This window comes from Geothrix mesophila (assembly GCF_022808835.1).
Lineage (GTDB): Bacteria > Acidobacteriota > Holophagae > Holophagales > Holophagaceae > Geothrix > Geothrix paludis.
The window spans coordinates 75,738-89,168 of record NZ_JAKZLD010000005.1; the positions used below are offsets into that span (position 1 = coordinate 75,738).

Genomic DNA, 13,431 nt, shown 5'->3' on the forward strand with positions numbered 1-13,431 from the left:
ATCGGCCGGCTTCGCCGGAATGAACCTTGATCCTGGAGGCGTCATGATGCGTATGGCTTTGTTCTTGGTTCTGTCGATTCCGCTGATAGCGGCCAGTGCGTCCTTGCGGGTGGAAGGCAGGGTCCTGGGACCTGGCGGTGAGCCGATTTCCGGTGCCGTGGTGGCGCTGGTTCCGACGGGCGGGCGCTCGGGTTTGTCTCCTACCCCCGAGCAGCGTACAGATGCCAAGGGTCGATTCAGGCTCGAAGCCTCCCCAGGTCGCTTCGGGCTGACTGTCACGGCCAGGGCCTTCTCCCCTCATTTCCGCAACCTGGATCTCAAGGCCGAAGGTTTATTACAGCCACTCGAGGTTCGACTGGAGAAGGGAGGGCATCGGGTCCAGGGCATGCTGCTGCCGGCTCAAGGGTTCGACTTGACCGGAGTCCGCATCGGATTTGCCAAAATCAGCCAGGATGATGGGGACGAATTCTACGGTGAGGTGAAGCTCGGCCGGTTCGACATCACGCTCGCCCCCGGAGACTACCTTGCCAACGTCGAGGCCAAGGGGCAGACGGGAAGAAAACGGGTGGCCGTTCGCGGGGATATCCAGAACGACACGATCCAGCTGAGCGCAGAACCTCGACCTGCGGATCCGGAGACACTGGCCTGGATCAAGCGGAAGGCCGTCCCTCTGCAAGGTGTGGAGGCAGGGCATGGCTTTTCGGACATGCAGCCTCTGAGAGCCCTTGTGGGCGATGCGACGGTCGTGGGATTGGGCGAGGCGACCCATGGCACGCGGGAATTCTTCCAGCTCAAACATCGGATGCTGGAATTCCTGGCTACGGAGATGGGGTTCACCGTGTTCGCCATCGAGGCCAACCTTCCGGAAGCCTTCGCGGTGGACGATTATGTGGTCACCGGGAAGGGAGACCCCGCGAAGGCTCTCGCAGGCCTCTACTTCTGGACCTGGAATACGGAGGAAGTCCTCGACATGATCCGATGGATGCGGCGCTACAACGAGGACCCGGCCCACCTGAAGAAGCTGCGGTTCTATGGCGTGGACATGCAAACGGAAACGGTGGCCTATGCCCAGGCAAAGGCCTGGCTGGACATCGTGGACCCGGCCGAGGCTGCGCATCTGGCTGCGATCAGGACCGCCATGGTGAAGCTCCCGAGATGGAACAACGCGAAGCGGACGGACGAGGAGCAGGCGGCTTGGCGTTCGGTTGCTCAGGGATTGGAGGCTTTGATCGTTCGCCTCGACGGGAAGCCATTCTCCGAAGGAGATGCGGACCGCCAGCGCCAGAACCTCCGCGTGTTGGCCCAGTTTGCGATGATGCAGGCCGAGGTCGGCCGTGGCAATCAGGTCCGGGATGAATCCATGGCGGCCAACCTCCGGTGGATCCAGGCTCGGGAACACGGCGCGAAAGTGGTGCTTTGGGCGCACAACGGGCATATCAGCTTCCACCCCGGTTCAATCGGTGGGGACAACAGCCTCGGGTGGCATCTCCGCCAAAAATTGGGGAGGTCCTACCTCTCCATGGGGTTTGCCTTCCGCGAAGGTGGGTTTCAGGCGATGGGTGGCGGTTCCTCACCCCAGGGGCTGAGGGCCTTCGAGGTGAAACCCCTGGAGGTGGGGACTCTGGATGCCGCGCTTGCGGCGACCGGCCATCCGGTTCTTGCCTTGGATCTCAGGTCCCGGCCGAGTTCAGGTCCCGTAAAACGCTGGCTGGATTCTCCGCAAGGATCCTGGAGCATCGGCGCCGTGTTTGGGGAGGGGCAGGCGGCCCGCTACCTTGTAAAGCAGCCCATCGCCGAGGCCTATGACGCCATCCTGTTCGTGAAACACACCACGAGTGCCAGGCCTGTCGGAGGGCGTGGAACCCCCATGGCGGCTGCAGCCAAGGCGAAAGAACCCATGAATCTGGGCTTCGAAGGTGGGCTGAATGGCTGGTCCAACCCTCAGGATCGGGGCTTCAAGGCCACAGTGACGGATCAGGGCGCCAAGCAGGGCGCCCGTTGCCTCCAGGTGAGGTTCGAAGGAGACCAGAACCCGTCCGCGTGGTGGACGGGCATGCAGGCCATCGATGCCACGGCCTATCGCGGAAAGAAGGTCCGTCTCCGTGGATGGATCCGGACGGACGGGAAACCCGATTGCAAGGCGATGTTCTGGATGCGTGTGGACTGCGCAAGCGGAATGGGGTTCTTTGACAACATGATGCAGCGGCCCGTCACGGGCACGGAGTGGACCGAAGTCGCCATTGAGGGCCCGGTGGCCATGGATGCCGTGAACCTCAATTTCGGGTGCATGATTCAGGGAATGGGGTCGGCCTGGTTTGATGGAATCCGCTGGGAAGTGCTGCCGTAGTCGTGGACTACGCCATGACCAAACCATAAAAATACGACTCGGGGCGCCAGAAGGCGCCCCGAGCAGCTGAAGACTGACCTCAGTCTTCGGGCTCCTCGTAGTCGCCGTTGTGCCACACGTTCTGCACGTCGTCGTTGTCCTCCAGCAGGTCCACCAGCTTGAGGAAGCTGGCGAGCTTGGAGCCTTCGAGGGCGGTGCTGGTGCTGGGGGCCATGATGATCTTGGCCTCGATGACGGGGAGCTTGGCGGCGTCCACGGCATCCTTCACGGCCTGGTAGGACTCGGGGCTGGTCTTGATGACCCAGGCATCACCCTCGTTGGCCACGTCATCGGCACCGGCCTCCAAGGCCACTTCCATGACCTTGTCCTCGGAGACTTCAGGCTCCACGACGATCTGGCCCTCTTTGGTGAACAGGTAGGCCACGGAGCCCTGCGCGCCCAGCTCTCCCCCGAACTTGGTGAAGTAGCTGCGGACCTCCGGGGTCGTGCGGTTCTTGTTGTCGGTCATGGCCTCCACGAGGATCGCCACGCCACCGGGACCGTAGGCCTCGTAGACCACTTCCTCGTAGGTCACGCCCTCCAGCTCGCCCGTGCCCTTCTTGATGGCGCGCTCCCAGTTGTCCTTGGGCATGTTGCTGCCCTTGGCCTGGTCCACGGCCAGGCGCAGGCGGGGGTTGCTGCCGATGTCGCCGCCGCCGAGGCGGGCGGCCACGGTGATCTCCTTGAGGATCTTCGTGAAGAGCTTGCCGCGCTTGGCATCCGCGGCGCCCTTCTTGTGCTTGATGGTGGACCATTTGTTGTGGCCGGACATGGGGGTGGCTCCTTCAGTCGTTCGTTCCGTGCAGCAACCGCTTCGCGTTTGCTGAAGAGTGAAAAGATTCGTTTCAATACTTCGGAACCGGTGCGCAGCGGTGGTCCCGAAGCCAGGCTTCAGCCCCGCAGCGCCCGGCGCGACACGCGGGCGAAGGCCGGTGCCTCCTGGCGGATCATGGGGCGCTCGAGCATGAACTGGTACCATTGCTCGCCGTAGACCTTCATCTTGAGGGCCTTGCCGTTCTGCAGCAGGTTCCGATTGGTGATGAGGCGCTCGTCGCCCTTGCAGACGCCGAGGCCCTGGTTGAGGATCTCGATGGCCTTGTCGCGCTCGCCCATCTCGACCAGCACGTAGGCGTAGACGGCGTAGAGCAGGCTCTCCTTCTTGCCGGTCTTGAGCGCCAGGGCAAAGGTTTCCTTGGCCTTCTTCTTCTCGCCGCGCTTCCACTGGAGGATGCCCAGCATGGCCTTGGCGATGTAGTGCTGCATGGAGGCGGAGGCCAGCAGGGGCTCGGCCTCCTCGTTCTTCTTGCGCAGGTACTGCACCACGCCGATCTGGCCGTCGATGCTGCCCTTCACGAGGAACTGGCGGGAGGCGAAGCGGTAGCCCTCCTTCATGATCTCAATGGCCTTATCGAACTGCTGCTTCTTCAGCTGATCGCCGGCCCGGGTGAAGATCTTCTCGAGCTCCTGCTGGACCTTGCGGCCCTGCCAGATGAAGAGGCCGGCACCCGCGAGGATGCCGATGGGCACGCTGATCCACAGCTTGATGCTGAGCAAGGTGGACAGCAGGATCACGGCGAGGGCGGCGCCCAGGCCGAGCAGGAGGTTGATCACAGGGGCTCCGATGGGGGCCCGGGGCCGGGCCAAAGGGCCATTTTATCGGCCTTCGGCCCCTTTTTCCACGCGGAGGTTGAGAACTCGGCTAGGCGATGACGCCGCTCCGGGAAGGGGTCGGCCGACGGCGGCGGAGGACGCGCTTCGCGGGAGCCGCGGCGGCCTCCTTGCGGGGCCGGCCGGGGCCGCGCTTCGCGATGGCCTCCTTCGGCTTGGCCACCTTGCGCACCTTGACCTTCTTTTCCTTCTTCACGCGCTCACGGCGGACGAGGGCCGCGGCGGCCCGGCCCGTCACCACCACCCGGGTACCGTCCTTGAGCTTCTTGACCTTGCTGCCCGGCTTGCGGCCCCGCTTGAGGCTCATGGACAGGGGCTCGGTCTCGAGCAGGTCGCGCTCAAGCTGGGCCTGGAGCGCCATCATCTCGCCCTGGTCCTTTTCGTGGTCGTGACCGCAGAGATGAAGGAAGCCATGGATCACCAGCGTCTCGACTTCGCGACGCCGGCTGACACCGAACTTCTTGGCCATTTTCTCGGCAGTGGGAAGGCTGATCACGATATCGCCGAGGTGCGGGAACGCCCCCTTTTCAGCGCTTGAGGGGAAACTCAGCACATCCGTCGTCATGTTTTTCCCGCGGTGTTCGCGGTTGAGTTTTCTCATGCCGCGATCATCGACATAAGTCAGCGATACACCCTGAGCGCCTGGAGCAAGCCGATCCCGAAGGCTATGAAGCAGCTTCCCGAGGGACTGCTCGCCAGGCCCACGCATTTTGCTCCGGCTCGACCAATCGATCTGGAAGGGCAGCTTGGTATCAGTCATGGCCGGCTCCTGTGGAAGATCAGTCAAAGGGAATACATCATGGGGGCTATTGAGCCATTCGTCAATATTTTCATTCTAGAAGCATGAAATGCATCAATGTTCACCATTCAGATGATAGACCGGGGTGTTGGCCAACCTGAACCAAAATCGCGTAAAAATATTGAATATAAAAGAGAAGTGATCGGCCCAGCAAGGATTCAATCCCGTGGGCCGATCCCTGGCATCCTGGAGGCATGGAGCCCCGCCTGCCCGCCCCCCTGTCCGCGCCCCTGAGCCGCTACCTGGACCTGCTCGAGCGGTGGAACCGCACCCACGCCCTGACTTCCCTCGCCCCATCCGAGCGGCGGGAAGAACTGCTGCTGGATGCGGCGGCGCTCCTCCCCTTCCTTGAGGCCCTTCCCCCGGGAAGCCGGGTGGCGGATCTGGGAACCGGCATGGGCTGCCCTGCGGTGGTGCTGGCCCTGGCCCGCCCCGACCTGGAGGTGCTCGCGGTGGATGCCTCCGCCAAGAAGCTGGCTTTCGTCCGCCAGGTGGCCCTGGAGCTGCCGTTGCCCAACCTCCGGCCCGTGCATGGCCGCCTGGAGGACATGACCCCCCTCAAGGCGGATCTCGGGACCGCCAAGGCCCTCGGATCCCTGGGGCAGCTGACGGCCTGGTGGGACCGGCACGGAAAATCAGGCGCTCCGTTTCTGGCGCTCAAGGGGTCGGACTGGTCCGAGGAGGTCCTCCCCCCCGGTTGGGAGGCCACCCCCCATCCCTATGCCTTGCCCACCCGGGGGCGGCGCGTGGTGGTGGAACTGAAGCGCCGGAACGACTGAGGCCCCCGAAGGGGCCCCGGTCTTCGCCAGTCTGTTCAGGAGTTCAACGGGTGAGGGTGTCGCCGAGGAGGATCTCCTCGGTGGTCCTGAGCAGCCGGCAGGTGGCCGTCTGGGCGTCCGTGCGGACCACCAGGGCCTGGCCGATGTAGTGGGTGGTGGTCTCCGTGGCCTTCTTCCGGTCGTCGTCCGGGCCCACGGGGAAGGTCTTGGTGCGGACGGCCAGCAGCACGTCGCCCACCTTCAGGCCGTCGTTGGTGCCCTTGTCCACGATCACCATGTCGCCGATGGCCGTGTGCTGGTGGGCATCGCGGGCGAAGACGACCACGGCCGAGTTCGGGGCCATCTTCACGGGATCGGTGATGTCCGTCCGGAGCTGGAGGGGCAGGTTCGCCGGCTCGGTGAAGCGCACCAGATGATCGCCGACCTCGACGCCGTCGAGGCAGCGCTCGATGATGGCGACGGATCCCTTGGGCTGGGGCGTCACCACCCGGAGCACGCCCACCTGCTGCACCACGTCGCCCATCTTGTGCTTGGTGGCGGGGTGCTTGACCTTGCGGGCCACGGTCTTGAGGATGAGGAAGCGGTCGCCGACCTTCACGCCCTGCTCGCTGCCGCCGTTCATGTAGACGGTCTCGCCTTCGGCGAGGTGCTGGCGGTCATCCCGGCGGTTCCCGGTCAGGGTGAAGGCGCCCTGGCTCTTGTAGTGGGCCTCGGCGCCGTCGGGGGCGAAGAAGGGCAGCTGGATGAAGTCCTGGAAGGCGAAGCCCAGCTCGGGCCGCCTGGCGGCCGTGTAGGCACCCCGCCGGTCGGGCTGGAGGCCGGACACGGATTCGGGGACGGAGCCGGCGGTCGCCACGGCGCGGGTCAGGTCGATGATCAGGGGGTCCCCGGGGTAGATCCAGTGCGGATCCTTGATCCACTGGTTCAGCTCCCAGATCTGGGGCCATGCGTAAGGATTGCCCAGGTACTTCCCGGACAGATCCCACAAGGTGTCCCCCTTCTCCACGATGTGGGTGCGGGAGCCTTCTGGCACCTGGATTTCCTTGGGATAATCCCATTTCGAACTGTGGGTCTCGACCTTGATCGTGCCAGCGGGCTCCTGGGCCACAAGCGCGGGAACAGCGAAGGTCAGGGCCATGAAGAGACCGGGGGCCAGCGCGAGGGCGCGCCGCCGACCGACAGGCAGACGATTGGGCTGGTGCATCAGGGACCCCCAGGGGATTAGGTGGTGCTGATTATAGGTCTTCGACGCGGATCATATCTGAAAATAATGCCAAGCGGTTGCGAACTTCATCCTGGGATATCTGCTCGAGGCGTTCCGTGGAGAACTGCTCCACCGTGAAACTGGCCATGACCGAGCCCACCAGGGTGGCGTGCTTCAAGGCGGTCACATCTGCCCGCTCGATCCAGGCCAGGTAGCCCAGGAAGCCGCCGGCGAAGGTGTCCCCGGCCCCGGTGGGGTCGAACACGTTCTCGAGGGGGTAGGCCGGGGCGGCGAAGATCCCCTCGGGCGTGAAGAGAGCCACGCCGTATTCCCCGCGCTTGACCACCAGGGTGCTGGGGCCGAGGGCCCGGACCTTCTTGTAGGCCTTGATGAGGCTGTATTCCTGGGTGAGTTCCCGCACCTCGGCATCGTTCACCAGGAGGATGTCGACTTCCTTCAGGACCGCATCCAGGGCCGGACGGGCGCCCCGGATCCAGTAGTTCATGGTGTCCAGGGCGATCCACTTGGGCCGCTTCGCCATCTGGCGCACCACGTCCAGCTGCAGGACGGGGTCGATGTTCCCGAGGAACAGGTACTCGCACTCCCGGTAGCCCGTGGGCAGGACCGGCTTGAAGTCGGCGAAGACGTTGAGGTCCGTGGCCAGGGTCTGGGCCTCGTTCAGGTCATAGCCGTAGGCCCCCTTCCAGCGGAAGCTCAGGCCCTTGACCTTCGACAGGCCCGCCAGGTCGATGGGGCGTCCTTCGAAGACGCGCATCTGGTCCGGGCCGAAGTCCTCCCCCACCACGGCGACGATGCGGACGGGATGGAAGCGGCTGGCGCTCAGGGAGAAGTAGGTCGCGGAGCCGCCCAGGGCGTGCTCGCGGCTGCCGAAGGGTGTTTCCAGGTCATCAAAGGCCACACTGCCAACCACCAACAGACTCATCGGGGGAACTCCATGTGATTCGAACCAGGCAATCGGATCAGGACTGGGGCTGGGATGGGGTGAAATAGAGCAGCCAGGCCTGGCTGCCGCCCATGGGCACCGGTGCCTGGGCGAACCGCGCGACCATAGGCGTCTTGCCGGAGGCCAGCAGGGCCAGCAGGCCCTCATGGAGCGCCGGCTCCGGGCCCAGGATGACCTGGAGGCTCCGCCAGCCCAGCACGAGGCCATCCTCCAGACGGTCTTTCAGGCGGTCCATGGCGTCCTGGAGCGTGTGGCCGCGGAGGTCCAGTACGCCGTCCACATCGATGGCCATCCCCGCCGCCAGCTGGAACCGCACCGGAGAGGGCGCGGGAACCTCCGGCATGCCAGCGGGAACGCTCGCTTCGACGGCTTTGGGGGGCTCCGGGGGAAGAGCCACGGGCGCCTTCTCCGCTGGGGGAGGCGGTGGTGCCTGCGTTGGCCTGATCGCCGGGGCCGGGGCTGGGGAAGCCTGGGCCATGGGCCCGCGCGGAATCGGCTTCAGGCCTTTCAGGTCCTTGAGCGCTTCTTCAAAGGTCTCGGGTGAAGGCGGAGGTGGAGGCGGTGTGGCAGGGGCCTCGGAGGGCGCCGCCTGGGGTTCGGGAGCGGCCTTGGCAGGGCGGGGGGCCTTGGCTTTCAGGCCCATGGCCGACAGGAAGACCTCGTCCTCGTCATCCAGGCTGGTGGGGGTCGATGGCTTCGGGGCGGGCTTGGGAGGGGGTTTCGGCGCCGGCGCGGGGACTCCCTCCGCTCCCAGCTGCTGCTTCAACTTCGCCAGATCCTGCTTCCACGCCATGAACCATCCTCGTCCTGTCCAGAGTAGGCCATCGCGGTCCCGGCCCAAAGCCTGCTGTTGCAATCCGGCACGCGACCGAGGCAAAACGCCGCGATCGCGCCGGGGCCTCAACCGGAGTATGCTGCGCTGGATCCAAGGATTGACGGGGCTTGCCCTAAGCTGGCACGCCGTTCGCTCCGTAGTTTTCCAGCACCATCCATTGGAGGCCCTATGCGCCGAATCTCGATGCTCCTGCTGCCCATGCTCCTCGCTTCGGGCGCCGCGCTCCACGCCCAGTCCCCGCACATGGGCTTCAGCCTGAACCTCACCATCCCCACCGGTGAGTTCTCCAGCAAGACCTATCCCGCCTACTACAGCCCCTCCGCGGGCTACGTGATCCCCCCGCAAAAGGAGACCTACGACGTGGGTCTCGGCGGGAGCTTCACGGTCAGCTTCCCCGTCGACCGCAGTCTGGCCATCCGTCTGAACTTCAGCGGATCCGCCGAGAACGGGACCAACCGAGCCCCTGGCGAGACCACCATCAACCTACGCCACTCCATGTTCAACCTGGGTGGGGACCTGCAGATCTTCCCCGAGGGGACCGCCTACCGGCACCGTGGCTTCTATTTCGTGACGGGGCTCTCGGCGGACTTCGAGCAGTTCGATCGCAGCTTCGGCGATCCGCTCTACGACTACACCGACACCACCCGCAAGAGCCGCATGGGCGGCTCCCTCGGTTTCGGCCACAGCTTCGGTTATGACGCGGGGCTGCGGTTCACGCTGGAAGCCACCTACCACAAGACCCTCACCTCCCACGATGTGGATGCCGGCGATCCCCCGGCCACCGACTTCGTGAAGGTGGGGTTCGGATTCGTGTTCTAGCGTTTCCCCCACGGACGAAAAAGCGGCCCTCGCGGGCCGCTTTTTCGTAGATGGAACGGCTCACTTCTTGGGAGCGGCCTTCTTCTTCCGGGCCTTGGGCTTGGCGGGCTCGGCCGGCTCGTCCTTGCCCAGGAGGGTGTTCACCAGACGGGTGACATCCTTGTTGGCGGGATCGAGCTTCTGGAGGCGACGGGCGTAGGCCAGGCGCTCCTGCTGAGGCCGGGCATCGTCGGCTTTCACCTGCTCGACCTTGCCGGCCACGAAGCGGGCGGTGCCGCCGGCCTCGGCGATCTCCGCTTTTTCGCGGTCCAGGAAGGCCTTCCAGTCCGCGGCGGCCTTGGTGGTGTTCGCCTTGGTCTGGCGCAGCCGCTCGAGGATGCCGTCGATGTCCTTCAGGGCGCGCTCGCTGTGGGCGATGGCGGCCTTCTGCTCGTCCATGAAGATCCGGAGCTGCTGGCGGAGCTTCATCTGTTCCTGGGTCAGGCCGGGCGCCTCGTCCAGCTCTTTGAGCCGAGGGGCCTGCTTGTCCATGGCGTTCCGGAATTCCTGGAGCTTGGTCTCGTGCTCGGCGCGGGTCTTGGCCAGCAGGGGCTCCGCGGTGGCCAGATTCTCTTCGGCGGCAGCCTGGGCCTTCTGCAGGTGAAGAACCGCCTCCTCCCAGCTGCCTTCGGCCACGCAGGCCCGGGCAGCCAGGCTGCGGAGGGCCGCGAGGGCGTGCATGTCGTTGTAGTCGGAGGGATTGACCGTGAGGCCTTCCCGGCCGAGAAGGGCCTCCACCCCGCGGCGGACGGTCGAGGCGTCACCCCGCTCCAGCTGGAGCTCCCAGGGGCCCCGGACCTCCTTGAACCGATCCGTGAGGCTCTGGGCGCCCAGGCTGGCGGCCAGGGCGCAGGCAAACAGGATTCCGAGGCGGCTCATGGTCGCTCCCTCCAGGTCGTACGCGGCGTGCTCACTTCTTCTTGCCGGCCTTCTTGGCGGGCTTGGCTTCCTTGGCGAAGGGTTCCTTGCCCTGCTTCAGGTTGTCCAGAGCCTTCGTGGCCGTGGCGTTGCCGGGATCCAGCACCAGCAGGCGGTTGAGGAAGGCGGCCTGGGTCTGCGTGCCGTTCAGCTTGGTGACGTTCTCGTGGTTACGGAGCACCGCGTCCACCCAGTTCTTCTTGCCGACGACCTTGACCTTCTTCACCACCTGCTCGGTGTTGAACTTGGTGATCTCGTCGTTCTGGCTGGCCAGGACTTCCTTGGCCTTGGCCAGGGAGGTCTCCGCGGCCTTCACCATGCCCTCGGCTTCCTTGCGGTTGTCGGCGAGCACCTTGATCACCTTGGGGGCGTTGGCGATGTTCTGCTTGTGGACCGGGAGGGCCGCGTTGATCTGGTCGAGCTCCTGCTGCTGCTCGGGGGCCTTCGCCGCCCGGGCCTTGAGGTCTTCCAGGCCCTTGGCATCCAGCTTCGTCTGCTTGGAGTTCACGGCCGCGATCTCGTCCTGCAGGGCCTTCAGGCCCGTCTGCAGCTCCTGCTGACGGCCCGCGTGCTTGGCGATGTAGTCCTGGGAGTCCTTGGCGGCCTTGTCCCACTGGGCGGCGATGGGGGTCTGGGCCTTCTCCAGGTCCGCCTTGATCGCCTGGGCGGTCCTGAGCCGCTTGTCCTGGATCTCGACGGCCTTCTCCCACTGGCCGGCCTCGGAGGCGGCGTTCGCCCAGAGGCGATAGAAGGAGAGGAGGCCCTGGGCATTGTCCATGCTCTGGCCGATGGTCTGGAGATTGGCGCCGTTGAACGCGGGGCGCTCGGCGGGGATCAGGCCCTCCACCTTCTTCATGGCCTCCTGGGCCTGGAAGGTCTTGAGCATCTGGTTGATCCCGGGCAGCTCGGCATTGAACCGCTGGGTCAGGTCGATGGGGGCGGGGGCCTGGGCCACCAGCGCCACGGCGGGGAAGAGGATGAGAGGCATCGGGCGCATGGGCACTCCGTAAAAGTCCAGGCTCCAGGGTAGCGAAAAGGCCCAGGGCCTGCCCGTCCCAAGGGCAACTTGTGATGGGATCAGCCTTCCTGCCGCTTTTCCTCCAACTCCAGCCAGACGATCTCGAGATCCTCCAATTCCGCGCGTGCCGCATCCCGGTCCTTCAGGGCCTGGTGGCCCGGGCTGTCGACCCGCAGGAAGGCCGATGGGTCGGCCAGGGCCGCGTCCAACTTGGACAGCCGGACATGGAGGACGTCCATCGCCTGCTCCACCTCGGCGAGACGCCGCAGCTCCTTCTGGGAGAGCCCCGGCTTGCGGGCCCGCGGCACCGCGGCTTTCACCGCGGCGCGGGCCGCCTCGGGCCGGGCCGCCTCCAGGGAGGCCGCCCGGGCCTCCCGCAGGCTGCGCACGGTGGAAGGCGCGCCTTCGTAGAGTTCCCAGCGGGGCGTCCCTTCGCCGTTCCAGGCCAGCGTGTGGGTCGCCACCTGATCCAGGAAGAAGCGGTCGTGGCTCACCAGGAGCAGCGTGCCCTGGAAGCCCAGCAGGGCCTCCTCCAGGTTCTGGAGGGTGGGGATGTCCAGATCGTTGGTGGGCTCGTCCAGCACCAGCAGGTCGGCCGGGCTGAGCATGGCCTTGGCCAGCAGGAGGCGGTTCCGCTCGCCGCCGCTGAGGGTGGCCGCGCTCCGGTTCTGCTGGTCCACCAGGAAGCCGAAGCGGGTGAGGTAGACGTGGGCCAGCAGGGTGCCGCTGCCGGTGTCCACCACCGCGGCGCGGTCCGCCAGGTTGTCGAGGATGCTGCGGGTGCCGTCGAGCTCCCCGCGTCCCTGGGAGATGGTGGTGGTGGCCAGCTTCGGATGCCGGGCCACCTCGCCCGCGACCGGTTCCAGATCCCCCAGCAGCACCTTCAGCAGGGTGGACTTCCCGCAGCCGTTGGGCCCCAGCAGGGCCACGCGCATGCCGCGCTGGAGGCTCAGGTCGAGGCCGTCCAGCAGTTCGGGCCCGCCGGGATAGGCGAAGCGCAGGCCCTCCGCGCGGATCAGGGCGTCGCTGCGGTTGCCGCCGGCGGCGAAGGCGAGCCCCTGGCGCACCTCCAGGCGCGTGCGGTCCTCCACCGTGTCCTTGAGGTCCAACACTTCCTGGATGCGCAGCTTGGACTTGCGGGTGCGGGCCTTCGCGCCGCGGCGCAGCCAGGCCATCTCGCGCCGCAGGCGGTTCTGCATGTGCTCCGTAAGCCGCGCCTCGCGGAACTCCCGGTCCGACTTCTCCAGCAGGTAGTCGCTGTAGCCGCCCTCGTAGCTGCGGAGCCCGCCATCCTCCAGCTCCAGCATCCGCGACACAACGGCATCCAGCAGGTGGCGGTCGTGGGTGATGAGGAGGAGGGCGCCCCCGAAGGCCTGGAGCCAGGCTTCCAGTTTCTCCACCTGGTCCGGGTCCAGGTGATTGGTGGGCTCGTCCAGCACCAGCACGTCCGGCTCCTTGAGCCAGGCCTGGGCCAGGGCCACGCGCTTGCGCCAGCCGCCGGAGAGGGATTCCACCTCGGCGTCCAGGTCCTCCAGGCCCCAGGTGGTGGCCGCCGCCTTGAGGCGCGGCTCGAGATCCCAGCCCCAGTGCTCGATTTGATGTTCCACGCTTTGCAGTTCGTCAAGCAGCCTGGCCTCCTCGGGGCCGGTCGCGCCATGGAGCGTCTCGTGGATGCGCTGGTGGCGGGCCAGCAGGGCCGCATGGTCCGCCAGAGCGGCTTCCAGGGCCTGCCGGATGCTGGCGCCCGGGGCGAAATGAGGTTCCTGGCTCAGGCGCGCGACGCGGAGGCCCTGGGTGATCACCACGTCGCCGGAATCGGGCGTCTCGTCCCCGGTCAGCAGCCGGAACAGCGTGCTCTTCCCCGCGCCGTTGCGCCCGATGAGACCGACCTTCTCACCCTGGAAGAGACCGAGGCTCAGTCCGTCCAGAATGGCTGTCGCGCCATAGCGTTTCGTGACATTGATCAAACTCAGGGCGATAGAAGGCAAGAAGGGCTCCTAAG

The 13,431-nt window shown here is 65.9% G+C and carries 12 protein-coding genes; 3 read left to right on the plus strand and 9 right to left on the minus strand.

The window, feature by feature from the left end; genetic code table 11:
* Nucleotides 1–43: 43 nt before the first annotated feature.
* Nucleotides 44–2,347, plus strand: a complete 2,304-nt coding sequence (locus MLG87_RS14685) for an erythromycin esterase family protein (RefSeq protein WP_243295847.1) — start codon at nucleotides 44–46, stop codon at nucleotides 2,345–2,347.
* 79 nt (nucleotides 2,348–2,426) lie between these two features.
* On the opposite strand, the gene MLG87_RS14690 is transcribed toward MLG87_RS14685, so the two are convergent.
* From MLG87_RS14690 to ybeY, 3 genes are all read right to left on the minus strand, one after another.
* A complete protein-coding gene (locus tag MLG87_RS14690; RefSeq protein ID WP_243295848.1) occupies nucleotides 2,427–3,158 on the minus strand; it encodes a YebC/PmpR family DNA-binding transcriptional regulator in 732 nt (243 codons plus the stop codon).
* A 119-nt stretch (nucleotides 3,159–3,277) separates the two neighbouring features.
* On the minus strand, nucleotides 3,278–3,997 hold the full coding sequence (locus MLG87_RS14695) for a tetratricopeptide repeat protein (protein ID WP_243295849.1): 720 nt from the start codon (nucleotides 3,995–3,997) through the stop codon (nucleotides 3,278–3,280).
* Between the two features lie 88 nt (nucleotides 3,998–4,085).
* Nucleotides 4,086–4,814, minus strand: a complete 729-nt coding sequence (gene ybeY / locus MLG87_RS14700) for an rRNA maturation RNase YbeY (protein WP_243295850.1) — start codon at nucleotides 4,812–4,814, stop codon at nucleotides 4,086–4,088.
* A 233-nt stretch (nucleotides 4,815–5,047) separates the two neighbouring features.
* Here ybeY and rsmG point away from each other — a divergent pair, with 233 nt between their 5' ends.
* The gene (gene rsmG, locus MLG87_RS14705) at nucleotides 5,048–5,632 is read left to right on the plus strand and encodes a 16S rRNA (guanine(527)-N(7))-methyltransferase RsmG (protein ID WP_243295851.1); all 585 of its coding nucleotides are present in this window, start codon (nucleotides 5,048–5,050) and stop codon (nucleotides 5,630–5,632) included.
* Between the two features lie 43 nt (nucleotides 5,633–5,675).
* Here rsmG and MLG87_RS14710 read toward each other — a convergent pair whose 3' ends face one another.
* From MLG87_RS14710 to MLG87_RS14720, 3 genes are read right to left on the minus strand one after another with little or no spacing between them, the layout of a single operon-like run.
* Complete coding sequence (locus tag MLG87_RS14710) at nucleotides 5,676–6,836, minus strand: LysM peptidoglycan-binding domain-containing protein (protein WP_243295852.1); 1,161 nt, start codon at nucleotides 6,834–6,836, stop codon at nucleotides 5,676–5,678.
* A 31-nt stretch (nucleotides 6,837–6,867) separates the two neighbouring features.
* A complete protein-coding gene (locus MLG87_RS14715) occupies nucleotides 6,868–7,779 on the minus strand; it encodes a PfkB family carbohydrate kinase (RefSeq protein WP_243295853.1) in 912 nt (303 codons plus the stop codon).
* Nucleotides 7,780–7,816: 37 nt separating this feature from the next.
* On the minus strand, nucleotides 7,817–8,593 hold the full coding sequence (locus MLG87_RS14720; RefSeq protein ID WP_243295854.1) for a Smr/MutS family protein: 777 nt from the start codon (nucleotides 8,591–8,593) through the stop codon (nucleotides 7,817–7,819).
* Nucleotides 8,594–8,803: 210 nt separating this feature from the next.
* On the opposite strand from MLG87_RS14720, the gene MLG87_RS14725 reads away from it, so the two are divergent.
* Entirely contained in the window at nucleotides 8,804–9,454 is a 651-nt protein-coding gene (locus MLG87_RS14725; RefSeq protein ID WP_243295855.1) for a hypothetical protein, read from the plus strand.
* Nucleotides 9,455–9,514: 60 nt separating this feature from the next.
* Here the strand turns inward: MLG87_RS14725 and MLG87_RS14730 are convergent, their stop codons facing one another.
* The 3 genes from MLG87_RS14730 to MLG87_RS14740 form a co-directional block, all read right to left on the minus strand.
* Nucleotides 9,515–10,372: a hypothetical protein gene (locus tag MLG87_RS14730; RefSeq protein ID WP_243295856.1), complete on the minus strand. Its 858-nt coding sequence runs from the start codon at nucleotides 10,370–10,372 to the stop codon at nucleotides 9,515–9,517.
* Between the two features lie 31 nt (nucleotides 10,373–10,403).
* Complete coding sequence (locus MLG87_RS14735) at nucleotides 10,404–11,408, minus strand: DUF3450 domain-containing protein (protein ID WP_243295857.1); 1,005 nt, start codon at nucleotides 11,406–11,408, stop codon at nucleotides 10,404–10,406.
* Between the two features lie 80 nt (nucleotides 11,409–11,488).
* Nucleotides 11,489–13,417, minus strand: a complete 1,929-nt coding sequence (locus MLG87_RS14740; RefSeq protein WP_243295858.1) for an ABC-F family ATP-binding cassette domain-containing protein — start codon at nucleotides 13,415–13,417, stop codon at nucleotides 11,489–11,491.
* Nucleotides 13,418–13,431 lie beyond the last annotated feature (14 nt).

Excerpts from the sequence above, each read along its gene's own strand:
- MLG87_RS14685 (WP_243295847.1), top strand. The coding sequence starts at position 44 with ATGATGCGTATGGCTTTGTTCTTGGTTCTGTCGATTCCGCTGATAGCG.
- MLG87_RS14690 (WP_243295848.1), bottom strand. The coding sequence starts at position 3,158 with ATGTCCGGCCACAACAAATGGTCCACCATCAAGCACAAGAAGGGCGCC.
- ybeY (WP_243295850.1), bottom strand. The coding sequence starts at position 4,814 with ATGACTGATACCAAGCTGCCCTTCCAGATCGATTGGTCGAGCCGGAGC.
- rsmG (WP_243295851.1), top strand. The coding sequence starts at position 5,048 with ATGGAGCCCCGCCTGCCCGCCCCCCTGTCCGCGCCCCTGAGCCGCTAC.
- MLG87_RS14710 (WP_243295852.1), bottom strand. The coding sequence starts at position 6,836 with ATGCACCAGCCCAATCGTCTGCCTGTCGGTCGGCGGCGCGCCCTCGCG.
- MLG87_RS14715 (WP_243295853.1), bottom strand. The coding sequence starts at position 7,779 with ATGAGTCTGTTGGTGGTTGGCAGTGTGGCCTTTGATGACCTGGAAACA.
- MLG87_RS14720 (WP_243295854.1), bottom strand. The coding sequence starts at position 8,593 with ATGGCGTGGAAGCAGGATCTGGCGAAGTTGAAGCAGCAGCTGGGAGCG.
- MLG87_RS14725 (WP_243295855.1), top strand. The coding sequence starts at position 8,804 with ATGCGCCGAATCTCGATGCTCCTGCTGCCCATGCTCCTCGCTTCGGGC.
- MLG87_RS14730 (WP_243295856.1), bottom strand. The coding sequence starts at position 10,372 with ATGAGCCGCCTCGGAATCCTGTTTGCCTGCGCCCTGGCCGCCAGCCTG.
- MLG87_RS14735 (WP_243295857.1), bottom strand. The coding sequence starts at position 11,408 with ATGCGCCCGATGCCTCTCATCCTCTTCCCCGCCGTGGCGCTGGTGGCC.